The organism is Petrotoga sp. 8T1HF07.NaAc.6.1 (assembly GCF_016772115.1).
Classification (GTDB): Bacteria; Thermotogota; Thermotogae; order Petrotogales; family Petrotogaceae; genus Petrotoga; species Petrotoga mobilis.
This window is the reverse complement of the sequence record NZ_AUPG01000004.1, coordinates 120,176-143,422: the sequence shown is the minus strand read 5'-3', so window position 1 is coordinate 143,422 and position 23,247 is coordinate 120,176. Positions and strand designations below refer to the sequence as shown.

The window sequence follows — 23,247 nt, the reverse complement described above, 5'->3', positions numbered from 1 at the left end:
CTATTTTGAGAAGGGAGCAAATAATTTGAATTTTATTGATACCCATTGCCATTTGTTACTCAAACAGTTTGATGATGATAGGCAAGAGATGTTGAAAAAAGCTAATGAAGAGTTGGATCTGTTGATAGAAATTGGTATAAATGTAGAGTCTTCAAAAAGTGTCGTTGATTTTGTAAAAGATGAGGAAAAAATATTTGGAGCTGTCGGAATACATCCCACTGAAAGCCAGGATTTAAAGGAAACAGATTTAGATAAAATAAAAGAACTGGCAGGAAAGCCTAAGATTGTAGCTATTGGAGAAATTGGATTGGATTTTTATTGGGAAACGAATAAACAAGATCAGTATAAAAGTTTGGATGCACAATTAGATATTGCTGAAGAAATGGGCTTACCGGTAGTTTTCCATATTAGAGACGCATATGAAGAGGCATACAATTTCTTGCAGAAAAAAGGGTTGCCAGCAAGAAAAGGTGTCGTTCATTGTTTTTCAAGTGATTGGGAAATGGCTGAGAAATTCTTGGATTTGGGATTATATTTAGGTTTTGATGGGCCGATTACTTATCCAAAAAATAATAAATTGAGGGAAGTGGTTGAAAAAACACCTGTTGAAAGAATTTTACCTGAAACAGACTCACCATTTTTACCTCCCGTACCATACAGAGGAAAAAGAAACAACCCAACTTATGTAAAATATGTTTATGAAAAAATATCAGAAATAAAAGGGATAGATGTTGAAACTTTGAAAGAGATCACAAAAAGCAATGCTGAAAAGTTTTTCTTTAATAAGGGCTGAAATGTCCCAATAATTTTAGTTTTTTCCCATTGATGGCATCTATTGTAGATATTCTTTTTTTACCAGGGAATTGTATCTCTTTTATCTTTACAGCCCCATCTCTACATTTTACAAGTATTCCGTCTTTTTCAATACGTATTATTGTTCCTGGTTCTTCTTTATTTTCTATTGTAAACAAATCATCAGAAAATTCCGAACCAAATATCTTTACCTCTTCTTTTTCGTAGACGCTTCTTACCCCGGGGTATGGATCGTAAGCTCTAATCTTGTTATGAACCTTTATAGCATCATTATTAAAATCTACAATTAGATCTTCTTTTGTAATTTTTTCTGCATATGAGGCTTCTTCTTCGTTTTGTGGTTTCAAAGTTAAATGATCGAATGAGTTCAAAAACTCTAAAACAGTTTCTTTTGCAAGTGATAATAATTTTTCATAAACTATGCCGTAATTGTCGTTTATTTCAATGGGGACACTTTTTTGAATGGCTATATCTCCCGCATCAAGAGCTTCTACCATCTTGAAAATACTGATTCCCGTTTCTTTTTCTCCATTTTCTATAACGCGTTGAATTGGGGCTGCTCCTCTATATTTTGGCAATAAAGAAGCATGTACATTCCAACATCCTTTAGGTGGAAGTTTTAAAACATTTGTTTTTAATATTTTTCCAAAAGCTGCGGTGATAATAATGTCAGGGTTCAGCTCTTTCAAAAAGTCAAACCCCTCTCCCTTATTAACGCTTTTTGGTTGAAATACCGGGACATTGTATTTTAGGGCAACTTCCTTAACCGCTGGTGGTTGAAACTTTTTCCCCCGCCCTTTAGGTTTGTCAGGTTGGGAAAATACTCCAACAACATTGAAATTGTTTTTTATTAGTTCTTCCAAAACTTGGGCACCAAAATCAGGTGTCCCCATGAAAACAATTTTAAAATCCTTACTATTTGTCATGTTTTTACCGTTTCACCTAACTCCCATGCACGTTTTTTGCCCTTTTCTATTAGTTGGTTCAATTCCTTTTTTAACCTGGCTTTCTTTACAATGGGTAATTTGTCAGTGAATAGAATTCCCTCAAGGTGATCTGTTTCATGTTGAAATATTCTTGCCTGATACCCGTGAAGTTCTTCCTCTATAACGTTGCCACTTAAATCCTGATAACGTACTTTCACGCCCTCAGGTCTAACAACATCTTCAAATATATCAGGAATGCTTAGGCATCCTTCTTCAAAGCTAACCTCTTCTCCTAAGAACTCTATTATTTCGGGATTAATAACAACTTTTTTGCCCTTTTCATTTTCTTCCCGAGAATCCATGATGAAAAACCTCAAAGATATTCCCACTTGAGGTGCAGCTAAACCAACTCCATCGTATAGATACATTGTAGAAAACATCTCATCAATGACATCTTTTAAATTGTCATCGAAATTTTCCACTTTTTTTGCCCTTTTTCTTAAAACAGGGTCTCCAATAATTCTAATTTCCATCTTTTTAAACCTCCAACCATGATTTTAATTCATCTATAAAATCATATTTTGTCATGAAAACACTTAAAGGCGTTACAGCAACATAACCTTGATTTATTACGTTGTAATCTGAATTGTCATCGTTATCATCTTCTATGATATTTCCCAACATCCAATAATAAGAATTCCCAAAAGGATCTTTTCTTTCTTCAAAGTAATCTTGGTATCTTCTTCTACTCTGCTTGGTAATTTTTATCCCCTTCATTTCATCGTAAGGGATTTTTGGGATATTGACATTTAATGTAGTAAATTCTGGCCAATTGTTCAAATCTAATTTTTCCAATATGTTCAAAACAACCTTTGCTCCATCTTCAAAGTTAGGATTGGAAAAGTCAACACATGAAACAGCGATAGAAGGATAACCACCAACAGCGCCTTCCAACGCCGCAGAAACGGTACCAGAATAAAGGACATCTGTTCCAAGATTGGCTCCCCTATTTATACCGGAGATTACCACGTCGAAATGTATGTCTTTATATATCGCGTCTAATCCAATTTTAACACAATCGGCAGGTGTTCCATTCACTGCGTGACCAAAGAAAGTATCTCCAAACTTAACTTTTTTAGCCCAAAGAGGGTTTCTCACTGTAATTCCATGCCCTGTTGCACTTCTTTCGATGTCGGGAGCGACAACGTAAACATCATGCTTTTGCTGGAGATAAGTTTTTAGTGTGATAATACCTGGAGACATTATTCCATCATCATTTGAAAGTAAAATATTCACAAGTCTTTCTACTCCTTTTTTAAATATATCTATTAATTTGCTTTTTATAATTTTAACATATTTAGATTATAATTCATTAAATACTTAATTAATTTTGCTGAACTGTGCAAAATGCCTTTTTGTAATGCCTTAGAAATAATTACCAATAGCTCACTTGCTTCGCAAATGATGTTTGCAAATGATGTACACAAATCTGGTATAATAAATATAAAAGGCAATATTTTACATAAGGAGACCAATTTTGAAAGTTTTAGGTGTAGTTGTTGAATACAATCCCTTTCATAATGGACACCTTCATCATTTGAGAGAAGCTAAAACTTTAATTAATCCTGATTACACTATCGCTGTGATGAGTGGGAATTTTGTCCAAAGAGGTGAACCTGCAATCTTGGATAAGTTTTCGCGTGCAGAAGTTGCGGTAAATATGGGAGTAGACATCGTCTTCGAATTGCCTTTTGTCTATTGTATACAAGATGCGAGTGGCTTCGCTACGGGGTCCATTGGTGTATTAGAGAGAACGAACGTTGTTACAGATATAGTTTTTGGAAGTGAATCGAGTAATTTAGAAGTTTTGGATAAAATATCGAGTATTTTATATGAACAACCCAAAACTTTTAAAAAGTTACTCAACAAGAATTTAAAAAAAGGTTTATCTTTTCCGAACGCTCGAAAGTTTGCCTTAGTCGAGTATTTAGAATCTTCAAATTACGAACACAACGTGATAGACATATTAGAACAATCAAACGATATCTTAGGTTTAGAGTATTTAAATGCCCTAAAATTATATGGTTCAAAGATCGTACCACATACTATTCAAAGAATAAAGGCGGAATATAATCAAAAAGAATTCACGGGTGAAATTTCCAGTGCCACTGCAATACGAAATCTTATAGAAAAAAACGATATGAACAAAGTTAGACAGGGGGTTCCATCCCTTTCATATGAAGTTCTTCTTAGGGAGATTGAGAAAGGTAAGGCTCCAATCATGTTTGAAGATATGAGAGATATGATTTTAGGTAAGCTGCGAATGATGAAAAAAGAAGAATTAATACAAATAGACGGTGTAAAAGAAGGATTAGAAACTAGATATTCAAAATTTTCGAAAATAAGTTCCAACCTCACAGAATTAGTAAACCACGTCAAGACGAAAAGGTTTACGTTGACGCGAGTAAAAAGAACGCTTTTAAAGATTTTTTTTGATTTAAAAGAAAGAGACGTGAAATTATACAACAATCACGGACCACAGTACTTAAGGGTTTTAGCCTTCACAGAGAAGGGGCAAGAGTTACTTGGTAAAATGAAAGATCTTTCTGCTTATCCAATTATTACTACCCCATCGACATACAGAAAAATATATAATAGATTAAACGACAATTTATTATCAAGCAAAAAAAGGTATCAAAGTATTCCTGAAATCTATTTAAATCAGATTGAATACGATTTTTTGGCAAGTAATATTTACACCCTATTATTCAAAAACAGGGATTTATCTTCATATGAACCTGATAAAAAGCAAAGGGTTATAATTTTATAATCAAAACATTTCGTTTTCGGAGGTTCTTCAATGGAAAAGATTCTTGTTATCGATTATGGTTCTCAGTACACTCAGCTTCTCGCAAAAAGGATTAGAGATCTGGGGGTATTTTCAGAAGTAATTCAATATGACGATAATATATCCCTTAGCAATGTGAAAGGCATAATCTTATCCGGTGGACCTGACAGCGTTTATGATATCGATGCACCCGATATATCAGATGAAATTTTGAACGCTGAACTACCTATTTTAGGTATTTGTTATGGAATGCAACTTATAGCGAAGAAACTTGGCGGGAAGGTTGAACAAAGAGGTATAGCTGAGTATGGAAAAACGAAGATTAACATAACCGATCAATCCCTCTTGTTTAAAAAGATTCCCAGTACGTTTAACGTTTGGATGAGCCACAAGGATATGGTAACTAAAGTTCCTGAGAAATTTAAAATTACTTCTCTCACCTCAAACAATATCATCTCTTCTTTTGAAAACGAATCAGAAAATATATACTGCATCCAATTTCACCCCGAAGTTAGACATACTGAATTTGGAATTGATATATTGAAAAATTTCATTCAGGGTATATGTGGTTTGAAAGGTTCTTGGACCTTGATGGATTTTGTTGAAAATAAGATAAAAGAAATAAAAGATACAATAGGTGATAAAAAGGCAATTATAGCTTTATCAGGTGGAGTAGATTCATCGGTTGCCGCTGTACTAACCCACAGGGCTATTGGCAACAACCTGAAAGCTATCTTTGTAAACCATGGTTTTTTGAGAATGAACGAAGTTGAAGAAGTTGAAAGCACGTTCAGAGATTATATGGGTTTGAATTTGACAACAGTAGACGCCCAGGAGCGATTTTTAAGCAAATTAAAAGGGGTCACCGATCCCGAACAAAAACGTAAGATCATAGGGGAAGAGTTTATAAGGGTTTTTGAGCAAGAAGCAAAAAAAGAAGAAGGTTGCGAGTATTTAATACAGGGAACAATATATTCAGATGTCATAGAAAGTGCAAAATCCGGGAAAAAGACATTCAAGATAAAGAGCCATCACAACGTGGGAGGGCTTCCAGAGGATATAGATTTAAAAATAGTGGAACCACTTAAAGAACTTTTCAAAGACGAAGTTAGAAGCGTCGGAGAAATCTTAGGTCTCCCAAGAGAGATACTGTACAGGCATCCATTTCCAGGACCGGGATTGGCGATTCGAATCATGGGAGAAATAAACGATGAAAAACTCACCATTTTAAAAAAGGTAGACAATATTTTTATAAACACCCTTAAAGAAACAGGCTGGTACGATAAAGTATGGCAGGCTTTCGCTGTTTTAATACCGGTAAAAACAGTTGGTATAACTGGGGATAAAAGAAGTTATGGCTATGTGGCAGCTTTAAGATCCGTTGATAGTGTGGAAGGAATGACTGCAGATTGGTCTAAGGTTCCCTTTGAAATTTTGGACTTAGTTTCCAGCAGAATAACCAACGAAGTTGAAGAAATTACAAGAGTGGTTTACGATATTTCATCAAAACCCCCTGCTACAATAGAATGGGAATAATTGGAGGTGTTTGAGTTTTGGATATTTATTTAGTAAGACATGGAGCTACACTTTGGAACAAAATGGGAATTTGGCAAGGCCAAAGAGACGTAGAGCTTGATGAAGAAGGAATTAGTCAGGCGAAGGCAACCGCAGAAAGATTTAAAGATATGAAAATAGATGCAATGTATACATCCGCTCTAAAAAGAGCTATTAAAACGGGAGAAATCATCAATCAATACCACAATTTGCAAATAGTAAAAGATCCTGATTTGAACGAATGTAATATAGGAAGTTGGGATGGGAAAAAGTTAGAAGAGATACTTCTTAATTACAAAGAAGAATTAGAATATTGGCATAAAGATATCTGGGCATTGGTGGAAGGTGTTGAGGCTTTAGGTGATGTTCAAAGAAGAGCGGTAAGGGCAATAAAAAGGATAGTTAAGGAGCATAACTTAGAGGATAGAATAGTGGTAGTTGCACATGGTTTAACCATTAGGACCATTATTTCATGGATTCTCAATATTCCACTTAATCAACACACTTCTTTTAGAGTTGACAATACGTCTGTCTCACACGTTATATATGAAGGAGATTATAGATACGTTTTAGCTTCTTTAAACGAAACGTGGCATCTCGAATATTATGGGCTAGAAACCTATCTCACTCCAGAAGAAAAGGAGATCGATTAAGATAACAGAAGAAAGTCTTTTTGAACGAGAATTGAATGTCTATTTTCTACCGAATGAGAATATAAAAAATCATCAGATCTATGTCCTTATCGATCTTTTAAGGGCTACTTCTAGCATATCAGCATTACTACATTGTGGTGCTGAAGAAATTTTTGTAACAGACGACATCAACATGGCAAAAGAATTGAAAAATATGGGATATTTACTCGCTGGAGAACGAGGGGCTATAAAGTTAGAAGGTTTTGATTTTGGCAATTCTCCGTTGGAATTTTTAAATAATTCTGATAAAATAAGGAAAAAATCGATTGTACTAACCACTTCCAACGGATCTAAAGCTATGAAAAAAATAAACGAACTTGGGGATACGATTGCCCTTTCGTTGCTAAATTTCTCTTCTGTCGTAGATTTCATAATACAGAGGGATTTTCAAAATATTGGCATAGTGTGCTCTGGTACCAATGGGGTCGTTTCTTTAGAAGATTCATATTTAGCTGGATTATTTGTTCAAAGAATCATCGAAAAGCAAACTTACCACTTGAACGATGGCGCAAAAGTATCTTTAAATTTAACAAATAGCAAGAGAAGTTTAATTATGAATTCCGATCATGCCAAAAGGCTTAAAAACCTTGGGCTCAAAGATGATCTGGAATTTTGTTTCAACATGGATTTGTTTCAAGTAGTACCTTTTTCAAAACAAAACAGTTATACGTTCAAAAATTTAATTACAATTTAGCTCATACATCAAAATAGGAGTGATTTAGATGGAAAACACTACTGCTCGTCAGACAACCCTAAGAAGAGTCGCAAGATCGCCTGTATATATAGCATTGGGTGTTGTTATTTTTTCTTTTTTGGTTCATGGTATTGGCAATCCAATGCTGGGAACAATAATCTTACCGTTGCATTTTGTTGCTTTAATGGCTGGTATCATGGAAGGGGCAACGATTGGATTACTTGTAGGGGCTTTGATGCCTGTTTTAAATTTCTTGCTTTTTGGTATGCCACCATTCCCTGTTTTTATATTTATGACTATAGAAGTTGCAACCTACGGTTTTATATCAGGACTTTTAAATAAGAAAAACATATATTTTAATCTTATAGTATCAATGTTGATAGGTAGAGGTGTATATATGATAGCTTATTACACCATAGGACTAATACTTAACATAAACCTTAGTCCTTTAACTTCAATTTTGATGAGTTATGTGTTCGGGATTCCAGGTATAATTCTTCAACTGTTATTTATACCGATGATTGTGAAAAGAATGCCGTTTTCTGTTAGAGCAGATAGAGGAGCGAAAAGGTAAAGACTCCTATGATTTTCTGGGTTTGGGTCAAAATAATAAAACCTTTTCCTTATGGGTGGGGAGCGGGGCGAAGGGGTGCTTAAAAGGGTCTTAGAATTCTTCAAGGGACTATAAAAAAAATAAAGGCGGAGGAGTTTAATGTCGTTAACAGTAAAAAGTTGTTATGCCATACGTGGTTTGTATGAAATGTATAAACTTCAAAACAGAAACGAAGATGAGAAAAACAACAAAATCTCAATAGCGAAGATTGCTGAAAGTTCTGGTATTTCTCAAGAATTTTTGGCAAAGATATTTGCCGAGTTAAAAAAAGCCAATATAGTTTCTTCGGAAAAAGGTAAATTTGGAGGGTTTTATTTTACAAAAGCACCTGAAGAAATCGTCCTTTCGGAAATTGTAGAGGTCTTAGAAGTGCCGTTGAACTCGTATGATTGTATTTCCGAGGGTGAATGTGAAAATCAAAAAAATTGTCCTGTCGAATTTGTCTGGAAAAGGGTACAAAATGCAATATTCAATGAACTATCTAAAATTACGTTAAAAGACGTGATAGAATACGGTGAGAAGAAGGAAGCTTTAGCATCTAAAAGTCAATAATATTATTATTTAAACTTCATATTGATAATTTTGTTGTAAGCTCCTAAGTATTCTGAGATTTTCTGAGTAGCGTCCACGGCATTTTGTAGAATTTGTTCTTTCTCTAAATTATTCAAAATTCCGTCTATTAAGACTGTATCAAACACGTCACCCATACCGATTTCATATGAAGCCTTTTGGCCAGATAATGCTACTATTTTTTCACCCCATTTGGCCCCTTTTTCTCCCATCTTCACAACATCACAGGTAAACAGAAAATTTTCACACTCTTTTTCGTTACCAATAAAAAACACATTTTCACACCTTTTATCTATTAACTTTGGCCTGGGACCTATATCAAAAAAGATTTTTTTGTAATTCAGAAAAATATCGCTGTTTATTATTCGTTCATTAGTTTCGGTAGTGATGAAGAGATACTCTGATTTATTCTTTGGTATAAACAAATCTAAATCATTTATTCTTCTATCTATTGCAATTGGTTTTTCATTTAATGTAATAAAAGTAGCAGTGTTTTTATCAACCATCTTTATCCATTCAACATTAACAGAATGAAAGGATAGTTTTTCCAACAAGTACTCTCCAACGAAATCTTTTCCCACATTACCGAACATCCTCACATTATGGCCTAATTGAGAAAGACCGATAGCCACATTTAGTGCCGATCCTCCCGGAAGTTGTAAAATTTCAGAATTGTGAAAACCATCATTTTTAAGTATATAAATGTCTAAAAAAATCCCACCGATTACGTCGATAGTAGCCATTTTTCACACCTTATTTGAATAAAATTTGAGGGACTTTTTTTATCGGATGTTTTATAATATAAGCATCCATTTCAAAGATTTCCCCCATGATGGATTCAGTTAACACCTCCGCCGGTGTACCTGAATATTTAACAGTTCCATCCTTCATAATGATTATTTTATCGGAGAATAATGCAGCATTGTTCACATCATGAAATACTGCTAGGACCGTTTTCTTTTCTTTGGTGACCATTTCCTTAACTAATTTCAAAAGACTTTGGGTATAACCTGGGTCTAAATGCGAAGAGAATTCATCCAAAAGCAATATGGGAGTTCTTTGGGCAATTGCTCGAGCTATCATAACTTTTTGCTTTTCTCCTCCAGACATAGATGAAAATGGCTTGTTCTTATAATTTATTAGTCCAACAGTTTGAAGGGCTTCATCGATAATCCTCTTGTCCTGTTCGGATTCAAAAAAGCTTATTCTCTTTGAGAAAGGTATTCTTGACGTTGAAACGATACTTTCCAAATCGTAATCGAAAGCGGTGTTGAATTCTTGGGGTACAACTGCTACCTTCTTAGATAGTTCTTTGTTAGAATAATTCTTTAATTCACTATCGTTTAGTATTATTTCTCCTTTGTAATTTCTGATGATCCCTGAAAGAATCTTGATCAGAGTACTTTTACCCGCTCCATTGGGACCAATTATAGAAATAATATCTCCTTTTATTATTTTTAAATCATCGATTTTCAAAAAAAAGCCATTTCCATAAGTGAAACGGACGTTGTTAAATGTTATCATATTTTCTCTTTTCTCCTCATTACAAAAATGAAAATTGGAGCACCTACTATTGAGGTCACTACACCGATAGGAAGTTCTGTTGGAGCAAATAGTGTTCTGGAAACAAAATCGGCAGACATTAAAAACATTCCTCCAATGAAGAGTGAATACAAATTTGAAACAAACGAGTACGGCCCTTTAATCATTCGAACTATATGAGGGATAATAAGTCCTACAAAACCAATTATTCCTACCTGCGACACAGTAAAAGATACTGCAAAAACGTTTATTACAATCAAAAAAAGCTTCAATCTATCGGGGTTTATCCCTGAGAATACAGCCATGTCATCCCCCATAGAAAGGACGTTCAGTTGTTTAGAAAATAATAAAACTAAAATAAATTGAAAGATAAGTGTAAAAATAAATTTAAAATTGTCGCTCCAAATTAAATCTGCTGTACTTCCCATCAACCATGTATTGACGTGAATTAAGTTTCCCCAATACATCACGGTAAAAAGTGTTGTAAAAGAATTAAACAAAAAACTAATTATCACCCCGCTTAGTATTAGAGATAAAACAGGGAGTTTTTTACCCTGTCGAGCCAATATTAAAACAATAAATGTCGCTAAGATACCAAAAAGAAAAGAAAAAGTTTCCAGTCCGAGAAAAAGAGAAAGACCATAAATACTGCTCAACGCGGTGTATAACACAGCACCAAAGCTTGCCCCTGACGAGATTCCTAAAATGTATGGATCTGCGAGGGGATTTTGTACTACCAATTGTAAAACATTCCCGGAAACTGCTAATATGCTTCCAACAAGAAAACTTCCAACCACTCTTGGAAGCCTTATGTTTAAAATCAAATTGTTGTAAATATCGTTGTTGTTTTTAGCTATTAAAGAGGTGAAAATGTCTTTAACGGGAACCTTGACACTCCCAAAGGATGTGAAAAGTAAAATTAATAAAAAGCTCGAGATTATGAGAAATAAAACAAGGGGGAACTCCCCTCGTTTTTTGATCTGTTTCATCTATTTTCACCAAAATACTCGTATAATTGTTCAAGTATATCGATCAATGATGGAGAAGCTTGATGCATTTTGTTACCATCGACCATTACTATTTTTCCTTCTTTAACAGCTTTTACGTTTTTAAACTGTTCGGCATTTAAGATAGTATTTTTAGAGGTTTCGTCGCCTTCATAATACGAGGAAACAATTATTATATCAGGATTTTGAGCAACGACGAATTCAGGTCCAACCAGTAAAAAACCATTGTTCCCAGTATATGGAGCGGCTAAATTTAATCCTCCAGCGTAGGCAATTAACTCATTTATATATGAACCGGTTCCTGCTGTCCAAATTTCAGATACATTATTTTGAACCATTAAATATAAAACTTTTGGTTTATCTTTCCAAGTGAAAGAGTTTTTGGCAATATTTAAAACACTTTGCCTCAGTTCATTTGAAAGAGCCTGGGCTTTTTCTCTTTCCCCCAAAATACTGCCAATTAATACAATTTCCCTGTAAATATCGTTGAAACTCACTGGATTAATCACCAACGATTTAATATTGTACCTTTCCAACCTACTAATCTCAGGCTCTTGAAATCCTCCGGTTAAAAATACAACATCAGGACTTAAAGAAACTATTTTCTCCAGGTTTAAAGGTACTAAATTACCAATTTTCTCGGCATCAATGTTAATATCCCAATCTGTAACGCCCACAACTTTGTCCTCTAAACCTAGATATTTGATGTAATCAGATACAGCTGGTGCGGCGGAAATAACCCTGTTGACCTCCTCTTCAAAAGGAACTAATCTTCCAAGGTCGTCCACCAATAAATACTCAGCGCTCAAAACAACCGACAACAAAACTGTAAAAAAAGTAAATAACACCTTCCTCATACCAAATGGCCTCCTTGTATAAATTAGCGCCATTTAAACATTTTTTCTATCTCTTTGGCGCGAAGAGATAGAAAAAACAGCATTATTCAGGTCTCCCGACTTTCGGATCACTCTACTCCTTACGCCTTCCCGGATCTCTCCAGTGGCTTTTTGTAAGTTTCGTCCCCGATTACGGTGGCGCGACCGTAACGGATTTTCACCGTTTTCCCTTAAAATAATGCAGTAAATATTAACTTCATTACTTGCCGTGAGGCTGTTTCCTTATTTGCCGTGAGGCTGTTTCTTTCTAATTATATCATTTAGATATTCTTTTTTCAATTTTTTCTTTGACATTATTAAAATTTATGATAGAATAAATATATATAGCCTGTCCACAAAGGAGGAGCCAAGACATGGAAGTGTTGAAAGTCAGTCATTCATCTGCACCGAACAAAGTTGCTGGAGCTATAGCAGGAGTTCTGTCAAAAACAGACGAGGTTGAGCTACAAGCTATTGGAGCTGGAGCGGTTAATCAAGCAGTGAAGGCTATTGCCATTGCAAAGAGATTTATCGAGGCTAAAGGCAAGGAGATATACGTTATCCCTGGTTTTGTGGAGGTTGAAGTAGGTTCAGAAAAAAGAACTGGTATTAAGTTTAAAGTCGTTGCAAGGGTTTCTGAAAGTATTTCCCCAGAAGAATATTCTCAACAGTAAAAATGAATGAAAATGAGAAAGCAATATTGGAAATCATTGAAGCGTGTTCACAAAACACGCACCTTTTTGATATAATAAAAGACATTACAAAATTGAATAATGATGAAAGGTACAAATTGAGAAGAAAGGCGTCTCAAGTGCTTAATAAGAACAATGGAATAGACAAAGAGGCTATAAAATTTTACTATGTAGTCACTGAACAAGGTGTTGCAGAAGAAATTTTAAGGAGGATCCAATCTAGTGAAACCAAAACCTAAAACAGTAGGTGGACAAGCGGTTATCGAAGGCGTAATGATGAAAGGAATAAATACCGTAGTCGCGGTAAAAAGAAAAGACGGAAGTATTGCAGTTAAAAGATTAAAGGATAACTCATGGGGAATTTGGGAAAAAATACCCATTATAAGAGGTTTTTTTGTATTGCTACATTCAATGATAATTGGTATGAACGCATTATCTTATTCGGCTAAAGTATCTGGAGAAGAAGATGAAGAATTAACTACAAAAGATATGGTTATCGCCATATTGCTTGCGGTTGCAGTTGCAACATTAGGGTTTGGTGTTTTACCTGTATTTTTAACCAGACCTTTCAATATTAAATCTGAATTTTGGTTTGCATTTGTTGAAGGTTTTATAAGAGCGTTTTTGGTTGTCGCCTACATCTGGGGTATTTCTTTCATGAAAGATATAAAAAGGGTTTTTCAGTACCACGGAGCCGAACACAAAAGTGTATATACCTACGAAAACAACGAACCTTTAGAGGTCAAATACGCCCGAAAATACACAACTTTACATCCTCGATGTGGTACTAGTTTCTTGATAATTACAGTTTTTGCTTCGATTATTGTTTTTGCCATAACGGGAGGATTAGGCTTCAATTCAACTTTACAGAAAGTAATATCTAGAATAGTGCTTCTTCCATTAGTTGCAGGCTTAGCTTACGAATTTCAAAGGTTCACCGCAAAAATCATCGACACAAAAATAGGAAAAATTCTTGCCTATCCGGGTTTGTTGCTTCAAAAAATTACTACCAAGGAACCTGAAAAAGAACAATTGGAAATAGGGCTCATATCTTTAGAATATGCCTCAAAGAAAATTTTGATGGGGAAATACTTTTAGATAAACATGGAAACCTACTTGAAAATCGAGGTACCGAAAGCAAAGTCTTAGCTCCAGGCGTAACTTCTTTCAAAGTCGATTCTTAATGTCTTAAAATAAATTGCTTGGCTTTTAAAAAGTTTTATCGTGTTTGATAATTTTTTATATTATATTTTCTGAATTACGATTGAACTTCTTTTAGATTCTCCCAAGAACGTTTATTGTTCTCCTCACAATACTATTTTTGATTTTAACCCTTTTTGCTTTTGAGGGATTACTTCATTCTTATGTTGTGGTATCCACACAAAATTCATTAATATATTATGATCTGTATGTTATATTCTTACTCTAGAAGTCAAATGCCTACATTTATAAAGGATAATTTGTGGGTTGAGCTTCGCAATGAAAGGGTAAAACTACTTTCCTTAGAAGGGTAGGCTGCGGGCCGAAGGGGCGCTAGTACAGTTTTAGGATTCCTAAACACAGTATATACTAAAGGTAATAAGGAGGATTCACATGGATGAAAATACTAACAATTTAGTATCAAAGAAACAAAGTAGGGATAATATCCAAGCCATTGAAATTAATATGGCTAAATTAAACGAAATGACCAGAAAAGAATTATACGAATTAGCTCGTAAACTCGAAATATCAAATTATTCCAAGATGACAAAAAGCGAATTAAAGTTTGCTATTTTAAGAAAGCAAACTGAATCAATCGGATACTTCTTCTATGAAGGAATTTTGGAAGTATTGCCGGATGGTTACGGTTTCTTGAGAAGCGTAGACAACTCGTTGTTGCCTGGAACCGATGATATATATGTTTCTCAATCACAGATTAGAAAATTCAACCTTTTCACGGGAGACATAATAGCTGGTCAAATAAGACCTCCAAAAGAAGGTGAAAGATTTTTTGCCTTATTAAGAGTAGAAGCGGTAAATTCTTTACCTCCCGAAAACGCTCGGGATAGAGTCTCTTTCGAAAATTTGACTCCCGAGTATCCCAAAACCAGAATGGTTTTGGAACATAAAAACGCACCATACAGTTCCAGAATTATTGATCTATTCTCTCCTATAGGTTTTGGGCAAAGAGGTTTAATAGTTGCTCCTCCTAAGGCTGGTAAAACCACGCTGTTAAAAGATATTGCTAACTCCATTGCTGAAAATTACCCCGATACTAGAAGGTACATACTTTTAATAGACGAACGACCTGAAGAGGTAACGGATATTCGTGATACAGTAGATGCTAACGTCATAGCAGCACCGTTCGATATGGACCCAGAAAATCAAATAAGAATCGCAGAAATGGCTTTGGAACATTTTAAGAGGTTGGTTGAGTTTGGCCACGATGTAGTTGTCCTTGTTGATAGTTTGACGAGAGTTGCACGTGAATACAACCTTTATGTACCATCCAGTGGGAAATTGCTGAGTGGAGGTCTTGACCCTGCCGCTGTAATTTTCCCAAAGAAATTTTTTGGTGCTGCAAGAAAGATTAGAGAAGGCGGTAGTCTTACTATTTTAGCCACTGCATTAATAGAAACAGGATCGAAGATGGATGAAGTGATATTTGAAGAATTTAAAGGTACAGGAAATATGGAACTGGTGTTAGCTAGAGAAATGTCTAATGAGAGAATATTTCCTGCCATAAACTTAAAATTATCGGGTACCCGAAAAGAAGAATTGTTATATAGTCCTGATGAGATGAAAAATACAATCATTCTAAGAAAGTTCATTAACGATATGTCCCCAAAAGAAGCCTTGGAATTCATCTTGAGTTTATTACGAAAGCATAAAACTAATGATGAAATAATGGAAGCGATAGAAAATCAAAAAGCTTTGTGAACTGTGATATAATTTGTTTATGAAAATATATCATAGATACTACATGCCAAACACTTATAACTATAAAACTTTATATCTGATTCACGGTCTCGGAGAATATTCTGGAAGATACGTGAATTTCATTAAGCAATTAAATGAAAAAGGGATTGCTGTGTATACCTTTGATCTTCCCGGGCACGGTTATACTTCTGGGAAAAAAGGTGATATAGAGAATTTTTACGAAGTTTATTCTTTTTTGGAAAATTATGTTCAAGAAGAATATATTCTATTCGGACACTCTCTTGGTGGGTTGGTCGCCACAAGATTTGTTGAAATAACAGAGAAAAAACCGAAAAAACTTATACTTTCTTCTCCTGCCTTGGGTGATATTAAACAACTGAGTTGGCTTTTAAACCTTTTCTCAATATTTCCTACCCTTTCCTTTTCAAATCGGATAAATCCTTATGATCTATCGACGGATGAAAAAGCTTGTGAATTTTATGAAAAAGATCCCCTGGTACACGATAAAATAACTGTTCGAACTGCTCGACAAATGTTTGACGAAGCTGATATTGCATTGAATGAAATCGAAAAGGTTGATATTCCCACATTGTTGCTTTTTGGAGAGGAAGATAAAATAGTCAACATCGAAGAGTATAAGAAGATAAAGAATTCAAACATTTCCAAAATTTCTTTTTCCAAAGGTAAACATGAGTTATTTGAATGCATTTACAATAAAAATAAATTTTATGATAAGATTTTCGAATTTTTAAAATAGAGATAAATTCTTTAGAAATAAAAATTGGGTGGGGAGCGGGGCAAAGGGGCGCTAACATAATTTTAGAGTATATAAAATAGAGATACCAGGAGGTAAAAATCTTAATGATAGATAACACAAAAAATGATGAAACTAAAGTATTAAAAATACTGCAAGACACCGGGGCCTTTTTAAAGGGGCACTTTTTATTATCTTCCGGATTACATTCAGACACATATATTCAATGTGCAAAAGTTCTTAAATATCCAGAGTATTCGGAACTTCTTGGCAAATTAATTGCTGATAAAGTAGCCTCAAAAATAGACTACGTTGTTTCCCCCGCATTGGGAGGAATTATCATAGGATACGAAGTGGCGAGAGCTTTAAAAGTCCCATTTTTATTCGCAGAGAGAAATGAAATGGGAAACATGAGTTTACGTAGAGATCAGGTCATCAATAATAACAGCAAAATACTAATAGTAGAAGATGTAATAACTACAGGAAAATCCACACTGGAAGTTGCAAAATTGGTTGAAAGTAACGGAGGATACGTGACTTCATTCGCCTGTATCGTCAATAGATCTGATAAAATTGTTTTAGAAAACAGAGAAATCATATCTCTAGTTAAGATACAAGCTGCTACCTACTCCTCAGAAAACTGCCCTGTATGTATCCAAGGTTTACAATTAGTAAAACCAGGTAGTAGAAAACAATAGAAACAACAAAACTGAAAATTCAAGCTTTTAAGTTTCTTTTAAGAAGTTGGTTTATAATTTAAGTAAATAGAATAATCGGAGGTGCTAGTATGAAAAAATCTATCGTTTTGATTTTGACAGTATTTTTGCTTTCCATATCTTCGTTTTCAATTGTGAATGAAGGATACGAAAGCCCCATAGTTAACGTGGTTGAAGAGGCTGCTCCAGCGGTTGTAAATATTGAATCCACTCGTTCAGCTCCAGTTCCTGTGGACCCATACATTCAAGATTTTTTTGAAAGATTTTTTGGTCAACAAATGCCAGAGTATCAAACAAAAGGAGTGGGGTCTGGCTTTATTTTCGATAAAAGAGGTTATATATTGACAAATTACCATGTGATAGATAGTGCAGAAAAGATATCTGTATCCTTGCCGAATGGAAAGGACTATGACGCCGAGTTGGTAGGTGGTGATGAAGATCTCGATTTAGCAATAATAAAAATAAGTGCTGACGAAGATCTACCAACGCTACCTTTAGGTGATTCAGACAAGATTAGGATTGGAGAAGATGCTATAGCTATAGGCAATCCACTGGGTTTACAAAATACTGTTACGGCAGGGGTTATAAGTGCAACCAATAGGAGCATTCCAAAACCGGATGGAAATGGGAATTATGTTGATTTAATACAGACGGATGCAACTATTAATCCAGGTAATAGTGGAGGTCCCTTACTGAATATACATGGGGAAGTCATTGGGATCAACACTGCAATCGCAGTAGATCCTCAGTTAGGAAGCGTGAACATAGGGTTCGCCATTCCTATTAACATAGCGAAAAGATTTGCTGATTCTGTAATGGAAACAGGGACCTTTCAAAGAGCTTATTTAGGTGTATACATCAGCGATATAACTGAAGAATTGAAAAAATCTTTGGGGTTAAAAGTAGACAAAGGAGCCTATGTCCAAGATTTGGTACCAGGAGGAGCAGCTGAGAAAGCAGGTATAAAAGTGAATGACGTAATAGTTGAAGTGAACGGTAAAAAAATTGAAAATACAGACGATTTAACTTCATTGTTGGCTACTTATCCAGCAGGGAATACTGTAGAGGTTGTTGTCGATAGGTTTGGAGAAAGGATTACTTTCAATGTAACTTTGGGGAGCCAAACGCCTGAAGTCGTAGAAGCCTATTTTGGAATCGTAGTTAAGGATATAACTTCAGAAGATCGACAAAAATACAGTATAAGAAGTAGCATTCAAGGAGTCATTGTTGAAGAAATACAAGACGATACCTACGCGCTTGGGCTAAGAGCAGGTGATGTTATTACAGAGATAGCGGTTAATGGAGTGTATTACGACATACAGAACGTAGCTGACTGGGAAAAAATAGCTTCCTCAGTTGAAAAGAACAGTTATGTGGCATTGATAGTTTATAGAAATAATGTGAGGTACGTTGTTCAATTCTTCTATAGGTAAACCAGAATAATCGATTAAAAAACGGGGCTTTTTAACACTAACCCCGTTTTTTTTAAACTATTTCACTCGTTATCAATACTTTGTATAAGTTGGCTAAATTCTGTGACGCATGTTTTAATTGTTTCTTCATTGGACCCTTCTGTCATGATTCTTATTTTTGGTTCAGTTCCTGAAGGTCTGACTACAATTCTGAATCCTTCAATACTTTCATATTTTCTTATTAAATTTTCAATTCTGCTGTCCTTCATGATTTTTACTTTATCTTTTACTGTAACGTTTTCCAAGTGTTGTGGATATTTAGGAATTTCTTGAAGAAAATTATCAAGAGACTTAGAAAAATATTTCAGCGTTTCCAAAGTCTCTAAAGCGGTAATTATTCCGTCGCCGGTAGTGGATCTATCAAGAAATATAATGTGTCCTGATTGCTCACCACCGATTGTAGCATTTTCTTGTAGCATTTTTTCCAAAACGTATTTATCTCCTACGTCTGTACGTATAAGATGTATTTCATTTTTCTTTAAATACTCTTCCAAACCTAAATTACTCATAATTGTTGAAACAACAATTTTGTTTTTTAGTCTTTCTTGAGCCTTTAATTTCAGAGCGTTGATAGCCATCAAAACATCACCATCTACGAGATTACCGAAGCGATCTATAAAAAGGCATCTGTCTGCATCTCCGTCGAACAAGATGCCAAAGTCATATTTTTCTTCCTTAACGATTTTAGATAATGTTTGATGTGATGTAGAACCACAGTTTTCGTTGATATTGAAACCATCTGGGGCATTTTGGTATACCGTATAATTCAAGTTAAGTTCACCAAATATATCGTTTATTATCGCTCCAGCAGCTCCGTTAGCGACATCAACAGCAATTTTTAAATCATTACATTGTAAGTTCTTTTTATATAGAGAAACCACATAATCAACATATTCTTTTTTTGAAGAGTCTTCTATGTATCTTCCAATATCTCTATAATCACTGTATTTAAGTAGACCTTTCAAAATTATTTCTTCTAACTTTTCTTCTGTTTCATCTGAAATTTTAAATCCTTCACAAAAAACTTTTAATCCGTTGTACATTGGAGGATTATGAGATGCAGAAATGACAACACCTATAGATTTTTCTATTTTCGTTATAAATGCTAATCCTGGTGTAGTCAGAACTCCACATGACTCTACATTCATTCCACCTACCAATGCTCCAGAAGCTAAAGCCATTTCCAATACCTTTCCTGAATTTCGTGTGTCTCTTGCAATATACAATTTTTTATACTCTGAACCAAAAAGGTTAGCAAGTGCGTTTCCGAGTTTCATCGCCAAGTCAACGGTCAGCTTTTCATTAACGACCTCTCTTATGCCGTCTGTACCGAATAAAAACTTCATCTACATCATCCTTTTACGCTACCGGCCGTTAAACCTTGAACTATCCTGTTTTGGAACACTAAAACTAAAATAACTAAAGGCATCGTAACTATTACAGACGCCGCCATTAGTTGTCCCCAAGGAACTTCGTAGAAGGTTTTACCTGTAAACATAGCAATTGCCACAGGAACTGTGTATTTTTCAGGAGTTTGCATAAAAGTTAGAGCAAATAAGAACTCATTCCAAGCTTGAATAAAAGCTAACAAACCAGTCGTGACCAAACCTGGAGCGGAAAGAGGCAAAACAATTCTCCACAAAGTTTCAAATTTAGAACATCCGTCTATATAAGCAGATTCTTCTATCTCTTTGGGAAGCTCTCTGAAGAAATTTTGTAAAATCCACGTTGTTAAAGGCAAGTTCAATGCAATATATGGGATTATCAACCCAGCATAAGTGTTTATCAATCCTAAATTTCTGAGCAACTGAAAAAGGCCACCCAATATAGAAACTTGAGGGAACATACTTACCGCAAGTATCAGTAACATCAAAGGCCCTTTCCCAGGAATCTTTAAACGAGCTATTGCGTAGGCTGCAAAAGAACCAACGATTATTGAGAAAATAGTCGTAGCTCCAGCAACTATAATAGAATTTAATATATTTAATCCAAAAGGTCTCTCTGTGAAAACCTTTATATAGTTTTCAAAGGTAAAACCTTGAGGCCAGAGTGTAATGTTTTTTGTAAAAAGGTACTGATCGGCAGTAAAAGAACTTTTAATTGCCCAATAGAAAGGGAAAATGTAAAAGATAACCATCAATATAACCAGAATATATAAAATTGTACGTTGAGTATTTCTTTTTGCTCGCATTCCCCATCTCATATTTTTGCCCTCCTCAATCTAATTTAATGTTCAACGAGCGCATATAGATTATTGTAAATATACCAATTATCAAAAATATTACAACCGATAATGCAGAGCCATAACCAAACAAACCTCTTGGAGAGAAGATATTATCCATTAAAAGTGACCTATTGTAAACTGCGAGAGTTTCCGTTCCCACGGCTCCTTGTGTCATGATGTAAACAATATCGAAAACCCTCAAAGCGTCCAAAGTTCTGAAGATCAACGTTACACCAATCGTAGGCCTTAACACAGGTAAAGTGATAGAAGTGAATTGCTTCCATATAGTGGCGCCGTCAATTCTAGCTGCTTCGTATAACTCATTAGGTATGATTTGAAGTCCTGCAAGGAGTAAAAGAGCAACAAATGGAGTAGTTTTCCAGACATCAACGCCTATAATCGCAGCCATAGCCATACCTGGAGTTCCTAGAATGGGGGTACCTTCCTCAAGTATTCCTAGATTATATAGCATTAAACTTATTACACCATATTGATCATTATACATCCATTTCCACATTTGGGAAGAGACCGCTGTAGGTATTGCCCATGGTATTAAAACTGCTGCTCTTACCAAACCTCTCAATTTAAAATCCGCATTCAATATTAAAGCTGTTCCTAATCCCAAAAGGAATTCTATAAGTACAGAAAAAAAAGTGAAATAAATTGTATTCCACAAAGAACTCAAAAATCTTGGATCTTGAAACAAATTGACATAATTTTGAAATCCTACAAACTCTCTTTCAAATCCTGGTCTGAGAGACCATTTGAAGAAACTATCATAAAGAGTTTGTCCTAGAGGATAGAAGGCGGTAATACCGATAGCAATTAAAGTTGGAATAATGAGCCAAAAGGCAAGCCAGATATCGGATCTCTTATACGTACCTTTTACTTTCATTAACGCACCCCCTAATTATAGTCTACTATATTATACAGAAAGGCGGTAGACGGAGGAACTCCGTTTACCGCCCACCTATGAAAATTATATCAAATTCTTCTTTTTCATTCAACTATAGATTTGAGATTTTCTGCTAAGTTGTTTAGAGCATCTTCAGGTTCAGCTTGTTGCGTTAGAACTTCGTGAACAGCAACTTGTATCTCGTAAGAAATTTCAGCATATATTGGAGAAATTGGTCTTGGTTCAGCATTCAAGAAAACATCTAAAAGATCAGCATAGAAAGGATTTGCTTCAATAGTTCTTGGATCGTTGTATGCTTCGATCATAGTTGGTGTTTGACCTGAATAAACCGCTTTGTAAACTTGTTGTTCTTTACTAAGCAAGAATTTGATCAGTTTTTTAGAAGCTTCTACCTCTGCAGCAGAAGAGTTTGCGTTTATACCAAGGTTCCATCCACCCAAAGTAGCAGAATTCCTTCCATCTGGTTCGGGCCCTTTTGGAAGAACCGTTATACCAACTTTTCCAGCAACTGGTGACTCGGGAGCGTTAACTAAGGACCATGCGTATGGCCAGTTTCTCATAAAAACTGCGTCACCATTTTGGAAAATTCTTCTAGCTTCTTCTTCCATGTAGGTAGTTACTCCCCTTGGACTTACGCCATCTTCTATTAATTTATCCATAAAGGTTATTGCTGCAACATTGTTATCGTAATATTCAGGATCATCAACGACAACTTCTCCATCTTTCATTATTTCTCCACCAAAACTATGGACGAATTCCATAACGTCACAAGTTAAACCTTCATACCTGGCTCCTTGCCATACAAAACCTTCGATTCCTTCTTTCTGGGATATATCTTTTGCAATTGTATAAAGTTCATCCCATGTTTCTGGAACATCGTAACCGTACTTTTCCAACAAATCTTTTCGGTAATAAAGAATACCTGCATCAGTAAACCAAGGAACTGCAACCAAACTGCCATCGACGGTATTTGAAGCAACGGTTCCAGGGAAAAATCCATCAAGTCCAAAATAATCATAGTCATCAGTCAAATCTACTAAGAATGGCGAAAATTCTGCTGGCCAGATAACGTCAAGCATTAATACATCTGGATCCGGTGTACCTGAAGCTAAGTAAGTAACGTAAAGATCGTGCCTATCCGTAGAGCTGTTGGGCATTGGAAGAACATTTACCGTTATGTCTGGGTTTTCTTTCATAAACATCTCAACTTGTTCATTGAGAACTTCTAATTCCCTTCCTACTGCACCCGCTGTCATTGTAATGGTAATAGAAAAGGCACTCAACACCATCGTCAATATAGCAAATAAAACAACTACTTTTTTCATACTACTGCCACCTCCTGATATGATATAATAAATTAAATAAACAAATTAATCATTAATTATTTTATCACATGTAACCTTCATCTCAAAAGGTAATT

At 35.2% G+C, this 23,247-nt stretch carries 25 protein-coding genes and 1 riboswitch; of the genes, 14 read left to right on the top strand and 11 right to left on the bottom strand.

The window, feature by feature from the left end:
• Positions 1-25 precede the first annotated feature (25 nt).
• On the top strand, positions 26-793 hold the full coding sequence (locus NAAC61_RS04220; protein ID WP_012207907.1) for a TatD family hydrolase: 768 nt from the start codon (positions 26-28) through the stop codon (positions 791-793).
• On the opposite strand, the gene fmt is transcribed toward NAAC61_RS04220, so the two are convergent.
• From fmt to surE, 3 genes are read right to left on the bottom strand one after another with little or no spacing between them, the layout of a single operon-like run.
• Positions 780-1,739 (bottom strand): methionyl-tRNA formyltransferase, encoded by a 960-nt coding sequence (gene fmt, locus NAAC61_RS04215; RefSeq protein WP_012207906.1) that lies wholly within the window; start codon positions 1,737-1,739, stop codon positions 780-782. The genes NAAC61_RS04220 and fmt overlap by 14 nt on opposite strands.
• The gene (gene def / locus NAAC61_RS04210) at positions 1,736-2,272 is read right to left on the bottom strand and encodes a peptide deformylase (RefSeq protein ID WP_202695350.1); all 537 of its coding nucleotides are present in this window, start codon (positions 2,270-2,272) and stop codon (positions 1,736-1,738) included. Before def ends, fmt begins: the two co-directional genes overlap by 4 nt.
• 4 nt (positions 2,273-2,276) lie before the next feature.
• Positions 2,277-3,035 carry a 5'/3'-nucleotidase SurE gene (gene surE, locus NAAC61_RS04205; protein WP_012207904.1) on the bottom strand — a complete coding sequence of 253 codons (759 nt, stop codon included), beginning with the start codon at positions 3,033-3,035 and terminating at the stop codon, positions 2,277-2,279.
• Positions 3,036-3,276: 241 nt separating this feature from the next.
• Here surE and NAAC61_RS04200 point away from each other — a divergent pair, with 241 nt between their 5' ends.
• The 6 genes from NAAC61_RS04200 to NAAC61_RS04175 all read left to right on the top strand — a co-directional run bounded on the left by NAAC61_RS04200 (position 3,277) and on the right by NAAC61_RS04175 (position 8,692).
• Positions 3,277-4,569: a nucleotidyltransferase gene (locus NAAC61_RS04200; protein WP_121959144.1), complete on the top strand. Its 1,293-nt coding sequence runs from the start codon at positions 3,277-3,279 to the stop codon at positions 4,567-4,569.
• Between the two features lie 30 nt (positions 4,570-4,599).
• On the top strand, positions 4,600-6,123 hold the full coding sequence (gene guaA, locus NAAC61_RS04195) for a glutamine-hydrolyzing GMP synthase (protein WP_121959143.1): 1,524 nt from the start codon (positions 4,600-4,602) through the stop codon (positions 6,121-6,123).
• A gap of 17 nt (positions 6,124-6,140) precedes the next feature.
• Positions 6,141-6,794 carry a histidine phosphatase family protein gene (locus tag NAAC61_RS04190; protein WP_012207901.1) on the top strand — a complete coding sequence of 218 codons (654 nt, stop codon included), beginning with the start codon at positions 6,141-6,143 and terminating at the stop codon, positions 6,792-6,794.
• 31 nt (positions 6,795-6,825) lie between these two features.
• Positions 6,826-7,527, top strand: coding sequence for a 2-phosphosulfolactate phosphatase (locus tag NAAC61_RS04185; protein WP_158245394.1), 702 nt, complete (start codon positions 6,826-6,828; stop codon positions 7,525-7,527).
• 28 nt (positions 7,528-7,555) lie between these two features.
• A complete protein-coding gene (locus tag NAAC61_RS04180; RefSeq protein ID WP_121959141.1) occupies positions 7,556-8,101 on the top strand; it encodes an ECF transporter S component in 546 nt (181 codons plus the stop codon).
• Positions 8,102-8,239: 138 nt separating this feature from the next.
• Entirely contained in the window at positions 8,240-8,692 is a 453-nt protein-coding gene (locus NAAC61_RS04175; RefSeq protein WP_103064773.1) for an RrF2 family transcriptional regulator, read from the top strand.
• Between the two features lie 5 nt (positions 8,693-8,697).
• On the opposite strand, the gene NAAC61_RS04170 is transcribed toward NAAC61_RS04175, so the two are convergent.
• From NAAC61_RS04170 to NAAC61_RS04155, 4 genes are read right to left on the bottom strand one after another with little or no spacing between them, the layout of a single operon-like run.
• Positions 8,698-9,453 (bottom strand): PfkB family carbohydrate kinase, encoded by a 756-nt coding sequence (locus NAAC61_RS04170; protein ID WP_103064772.1) that lies wholly within the window; start codon positions 9,451-9,453, stop codon positions 8,698-8,700.
• Between the two features lie 10 nt (positions 9,454-9,463).
• The gene (locus NAAC61_RS04165) at positions 9,464-10,234 is read right to left on the bottom strand and encodes an ABC transporter ATP-binding protein (RefSeq protein ID WP_103064771.1); all 771 of its coding nucleotides are present in this window, start codon (positions 10,232-10,234) and stop codon (positions 9,464-9,466) included.
• A complete protein-coding gene (locus NAAC61_RS04160) occupies positions 10,231-11,241 on the bottom strand; it encodes a FecCD family ABC transporter permease (RefSeq protein ID WP_012207895.1) in 1,011 nt (336 codons plus the stop codon). Before NAAC61_RS04160 ends, NAAC61_RS04165 begins: the two co-directional genes overlap by 4 nt.
• Entirely contained in the window at positions 11,238-12,116 is an 879-nt protein-coding gene (locus tag NAAC61_RS04155; protein ID WP_103064770.1) for an ABC transporter substrate-binding protein, read from the bottom strand. Before NAAC61_RS04155 ends, NAAC61_RS04160 begins: the two co-directional genes overlap by 4 nt.
• A 68-nt stretch (positions 12,117-12,184) precedes the next feature.
• Positions 12,185-12,349, bottom strand: a riboswitch (cobalamin riboswitch).
• Positions 12,350-12,508: 159 nt separating this feature from the next.
• Between NAAC61_RS04155 and NAAC61_RS04150 the strand changes: the two genes are divergently transcribed.
• From NAAC61_RS04150 to NAAC61_RS04120, 7 genes are all read left to right on the top strand, one after another.
• Complete coding sequence (locus tag NAAC61_RS04150) at positions 12,509-12,808, top strand: stage V sporulation protein S (RefSeq protein WP_012207893.1); 300 nt, start codon at positions 12,509-12,511, stop codon at positions 12,806-12,808.
• A gap of 26 nt (positions 12,809-12,834) precedes the next feature.
• Positions 12,835-13,065, top strand: a complete 231-nt coding sequence (locus tag NAAC61_RS04145) for a hypothetical protein (RefSeq protein ID WP_231282472.1) — start codon at positions 12,835-12,837, stop codon at positions 13,063-13,065.
• Positions 13,049-13,924 carry a DUF1385 domain-containing protein gene (locus NAAC61_RS04140; protein WP_233581182.1) on the top strand — a complete coding sequence of 292 codons (876 nt, stop codon included), beginning with the start codon at positions 13,049-13,051 and terminating at the stop codon, positions 13,922-13,924. The genes NAAC61_RS04145 and NAAC61_RS04140 overlap by 17 nt, the downstream gene beginning before the upstream one ends.
• A gap of 495 nt (positions 13,925-14,419) precedes the next feature.
• Complete coding sequence (gene rho, locus NAAC61_RS04135; RefSeq protein ID WP_012207890.1) at positions 14,420-15,745, top strand: transcription termination factor Rho; 1,326 nt, start codon at positions 14,420-14,422, stop codon at positions 15,743-15,745.
• Between the two features lie 19 nt (positions 15,746-15,764).
• Positions 15,765-16,502: an alpha/beta hydrolase gene (locus NAAC61_RS04130; protein ID WP_146026678.1), complete on the top strand. Its 738-nt coding sequence runs from the start codon at positions 15,765-15,767 to the stop codon at positions 16,500-16,502.
• A gap of 104 nt (positions 16,503-16,606) precedes the next feature.
• Complete coding sequence (pyrE, locus tag NAAC61_RS04125) at positions 16,607-17,197, top strand: orotate phosphoribosyltransferase (protein ID WP_121959140.1); 591 nt, start codon at positions 16,607-16,609, stop codon at positions 17,195-17,197.
• An 89-nt stretch (positions 17,198-17,286) separates the two neighbouring features.
• A complete protein-coding gene (locus NAAC61_RS04120) occupies positions 17,287-18,648 on the top strand; it encodes a Do family serine endopeptidase (RefSeq protein ID WP_121959139.1) in 1,362 nt (453 codons plus the stop codon).
• 62 nt (positions 18,649-18,710) lie between these two features.
• Here the strand turns inward: NAAC61_RS04120 and glmM are convergent, their stop codons facing one another.
• From glmM to NAAC61_RS04100, 4 genes are all read right to left on the bottom strand, one after another.
• Entirely contained in the window at positions 18,711-20,033 is a 1,323-nt protein-coding gene (glmM, locus tag NAAC61_RS04115; protein ID WP_121959138.1) for a phosphoglucosamine mutase, read from the bottom strand.
• A 5-nt stretch (positions 20,034-20,038) separates the two neighbouring features.
• Entirely contained in the window at positions 20,039-20,890 is an 852-nt protein-coding gene (locus NAAC61_RS04110; protein ID WP_012207885.1) for a carbohydrate ABC transporter permease, read from the bottom strand.
• A 13-nt stretch (positions 20,891-20,903) separates the two neighbouring features.
• On the bottom strand, positions 20,904-21,806 hold the full coding sequence (locus tag NAAC61_RS04105; protein ID WP_012207884.1) for a carbohydrate ABC transporter permease: 903 nt from the start codon (positions 21,804-21,806) through the stop codon (positions 20,904-20,906).
• 104 nt (positions 21,807-21,910) lie between these two features.
• Positions 21,911-23,152, bottom strand: a complete 1,242-nt coding sequence (locus NAAC61_RS04100; protein WP_012207883.1) for an ABC transporter substrate-binding protein — start codon at positions 23,150-23,152, stop codon at positions 21,911-21,913.
• Positions 23,153-23,247: the final 95 nt, after the last annotated feature.

Excerpts from the sequence above, each read along its gene's own strand:
- NAAC61_RS04155 (WP_103064770.1), bottom strand. The coding sequence starts at position 12,116 with ATGAGGAAGGTGTTATTTACTTTTTTTACAGTTTTGTTGTCGGTTGTT.
- NAAC61_RS04120 (WP_121959139.1), top strand. The coding sequence starts at position 17,287 with ATGAAAAAATCTATCGTTTTGATTTTGACAGTATTTTTGCTTTCCATA.
- NAAC61_RS04180 (WP_121959141.1), top strand. The coding sequence starts at position 7,556 with ATGGAAAACACTACTGCTCGTCAGACAACCCTAAGAAGAGTCGCAAGA.
- rho (WP_012207890.1), top strand. The coding sequence starts at position 14,420 with ATGGATGAAAATACTAACAATTTAGTATCAAAGAAACAAAGTAGGGAT.
- NAAC61_RS04105 (WP_012207884.1), bottom strand. The coding sequence starts at position 21,806 with ATGAAAGTAAAAGGTACGTATAAGAGATCCGATATCTGGCTTGCCTTT.
- NAAC61_RS04110 (WP_012207885.1), bottom strand. The coding sequence starts at position 20,890 with ATGAGATGGGGAATGCGAGCAAAAAGAAATACTCAACGTACAATTTTA.
- NAAC61_RS04130 (WP_146026678.1), top strand. The coding sequence starts at position 15,765 with ATGAAAATATATCATAGATACTACATGCCAAACACTTATAACTATAAA.
- NAAC61_RS04100 (WP_012207883.1), bottom strand. The coding sequence starts at position 23,152 with ATGAAAAAAGTAGTTGTTTTATTTGCTATATTGACGATGGTGTTGAGT.
- NAAC61_RS04175 (WP_103064773.1), top strand. The coding sequence starts at position 8,240 with ATGTCGTTAACAGTAAAAAGTTGTTATGCCATACGTGGTTTGTATGAA.
- NAAC61_RS04170 (WP_103064772.1), bottom strand. The coding sequence starts at position 9,453 with ATGGCTACTATCGACGTAATCGGTGGGATTTTTTTAGACATTTATATA.
- NAAC61_RS04165 (WP_103064771.1), bottom strand. The coding sequence starts at position 10,234 with ATGATAACATTTAACAACGTCCGTTTCACTTATGGAAATGGCTTTTTT.
- NAAC61_RS04150 (WP_012207893.1), top strand. The coding sequence starts at position 12,509 with ATGGAAGTGTTGAAAGTCAGTCATTCATCTGCACCGAACAAAGTTGCT.
- pyrE (WP_121959140.1), top strand. The coding sequence starts at position 16,607 with ATGATAGATAACACAAAAAATGATGAAACTAAAGTATTAAAAATACTG.
- guaA (WP_121959143.1), top strand. The coding sequence starts at position 4,600 with ATGGAAAAGATTCTTGTTATCGATTATGGTTCTCAGTACACTCAGCTT.
- fmt (WP_012207906.1), bottom strand. The coding sequence starts at position 1,739 with ATGACAAATAGTAAGGATTTTAAAATTGTTTTCATGGGGACACCTGAT.
- NAAC61_RS04160 (WP_012207895.1), bottom strand. The coding sequence starts at position 11,241 with ATGAAACAGATCAAAAAACGAGGGGAGTTCCCCCTTGTTTTATTTCTC.
- glmM (WP_121959138.1), bottom strand. The coding sequence starts at position 20,033 with ATGAAGTTTTTATTCGGTACAGACGGCATAAGAGAGGTCGTTAATGAA.
- def (WP_202695350.1), bottom strand. The coding sequence starts at position 2,272 with ATGGAAATTAGAATTATTGGAGACCCTGTTTTAAGAAAAAGGGCAAAA.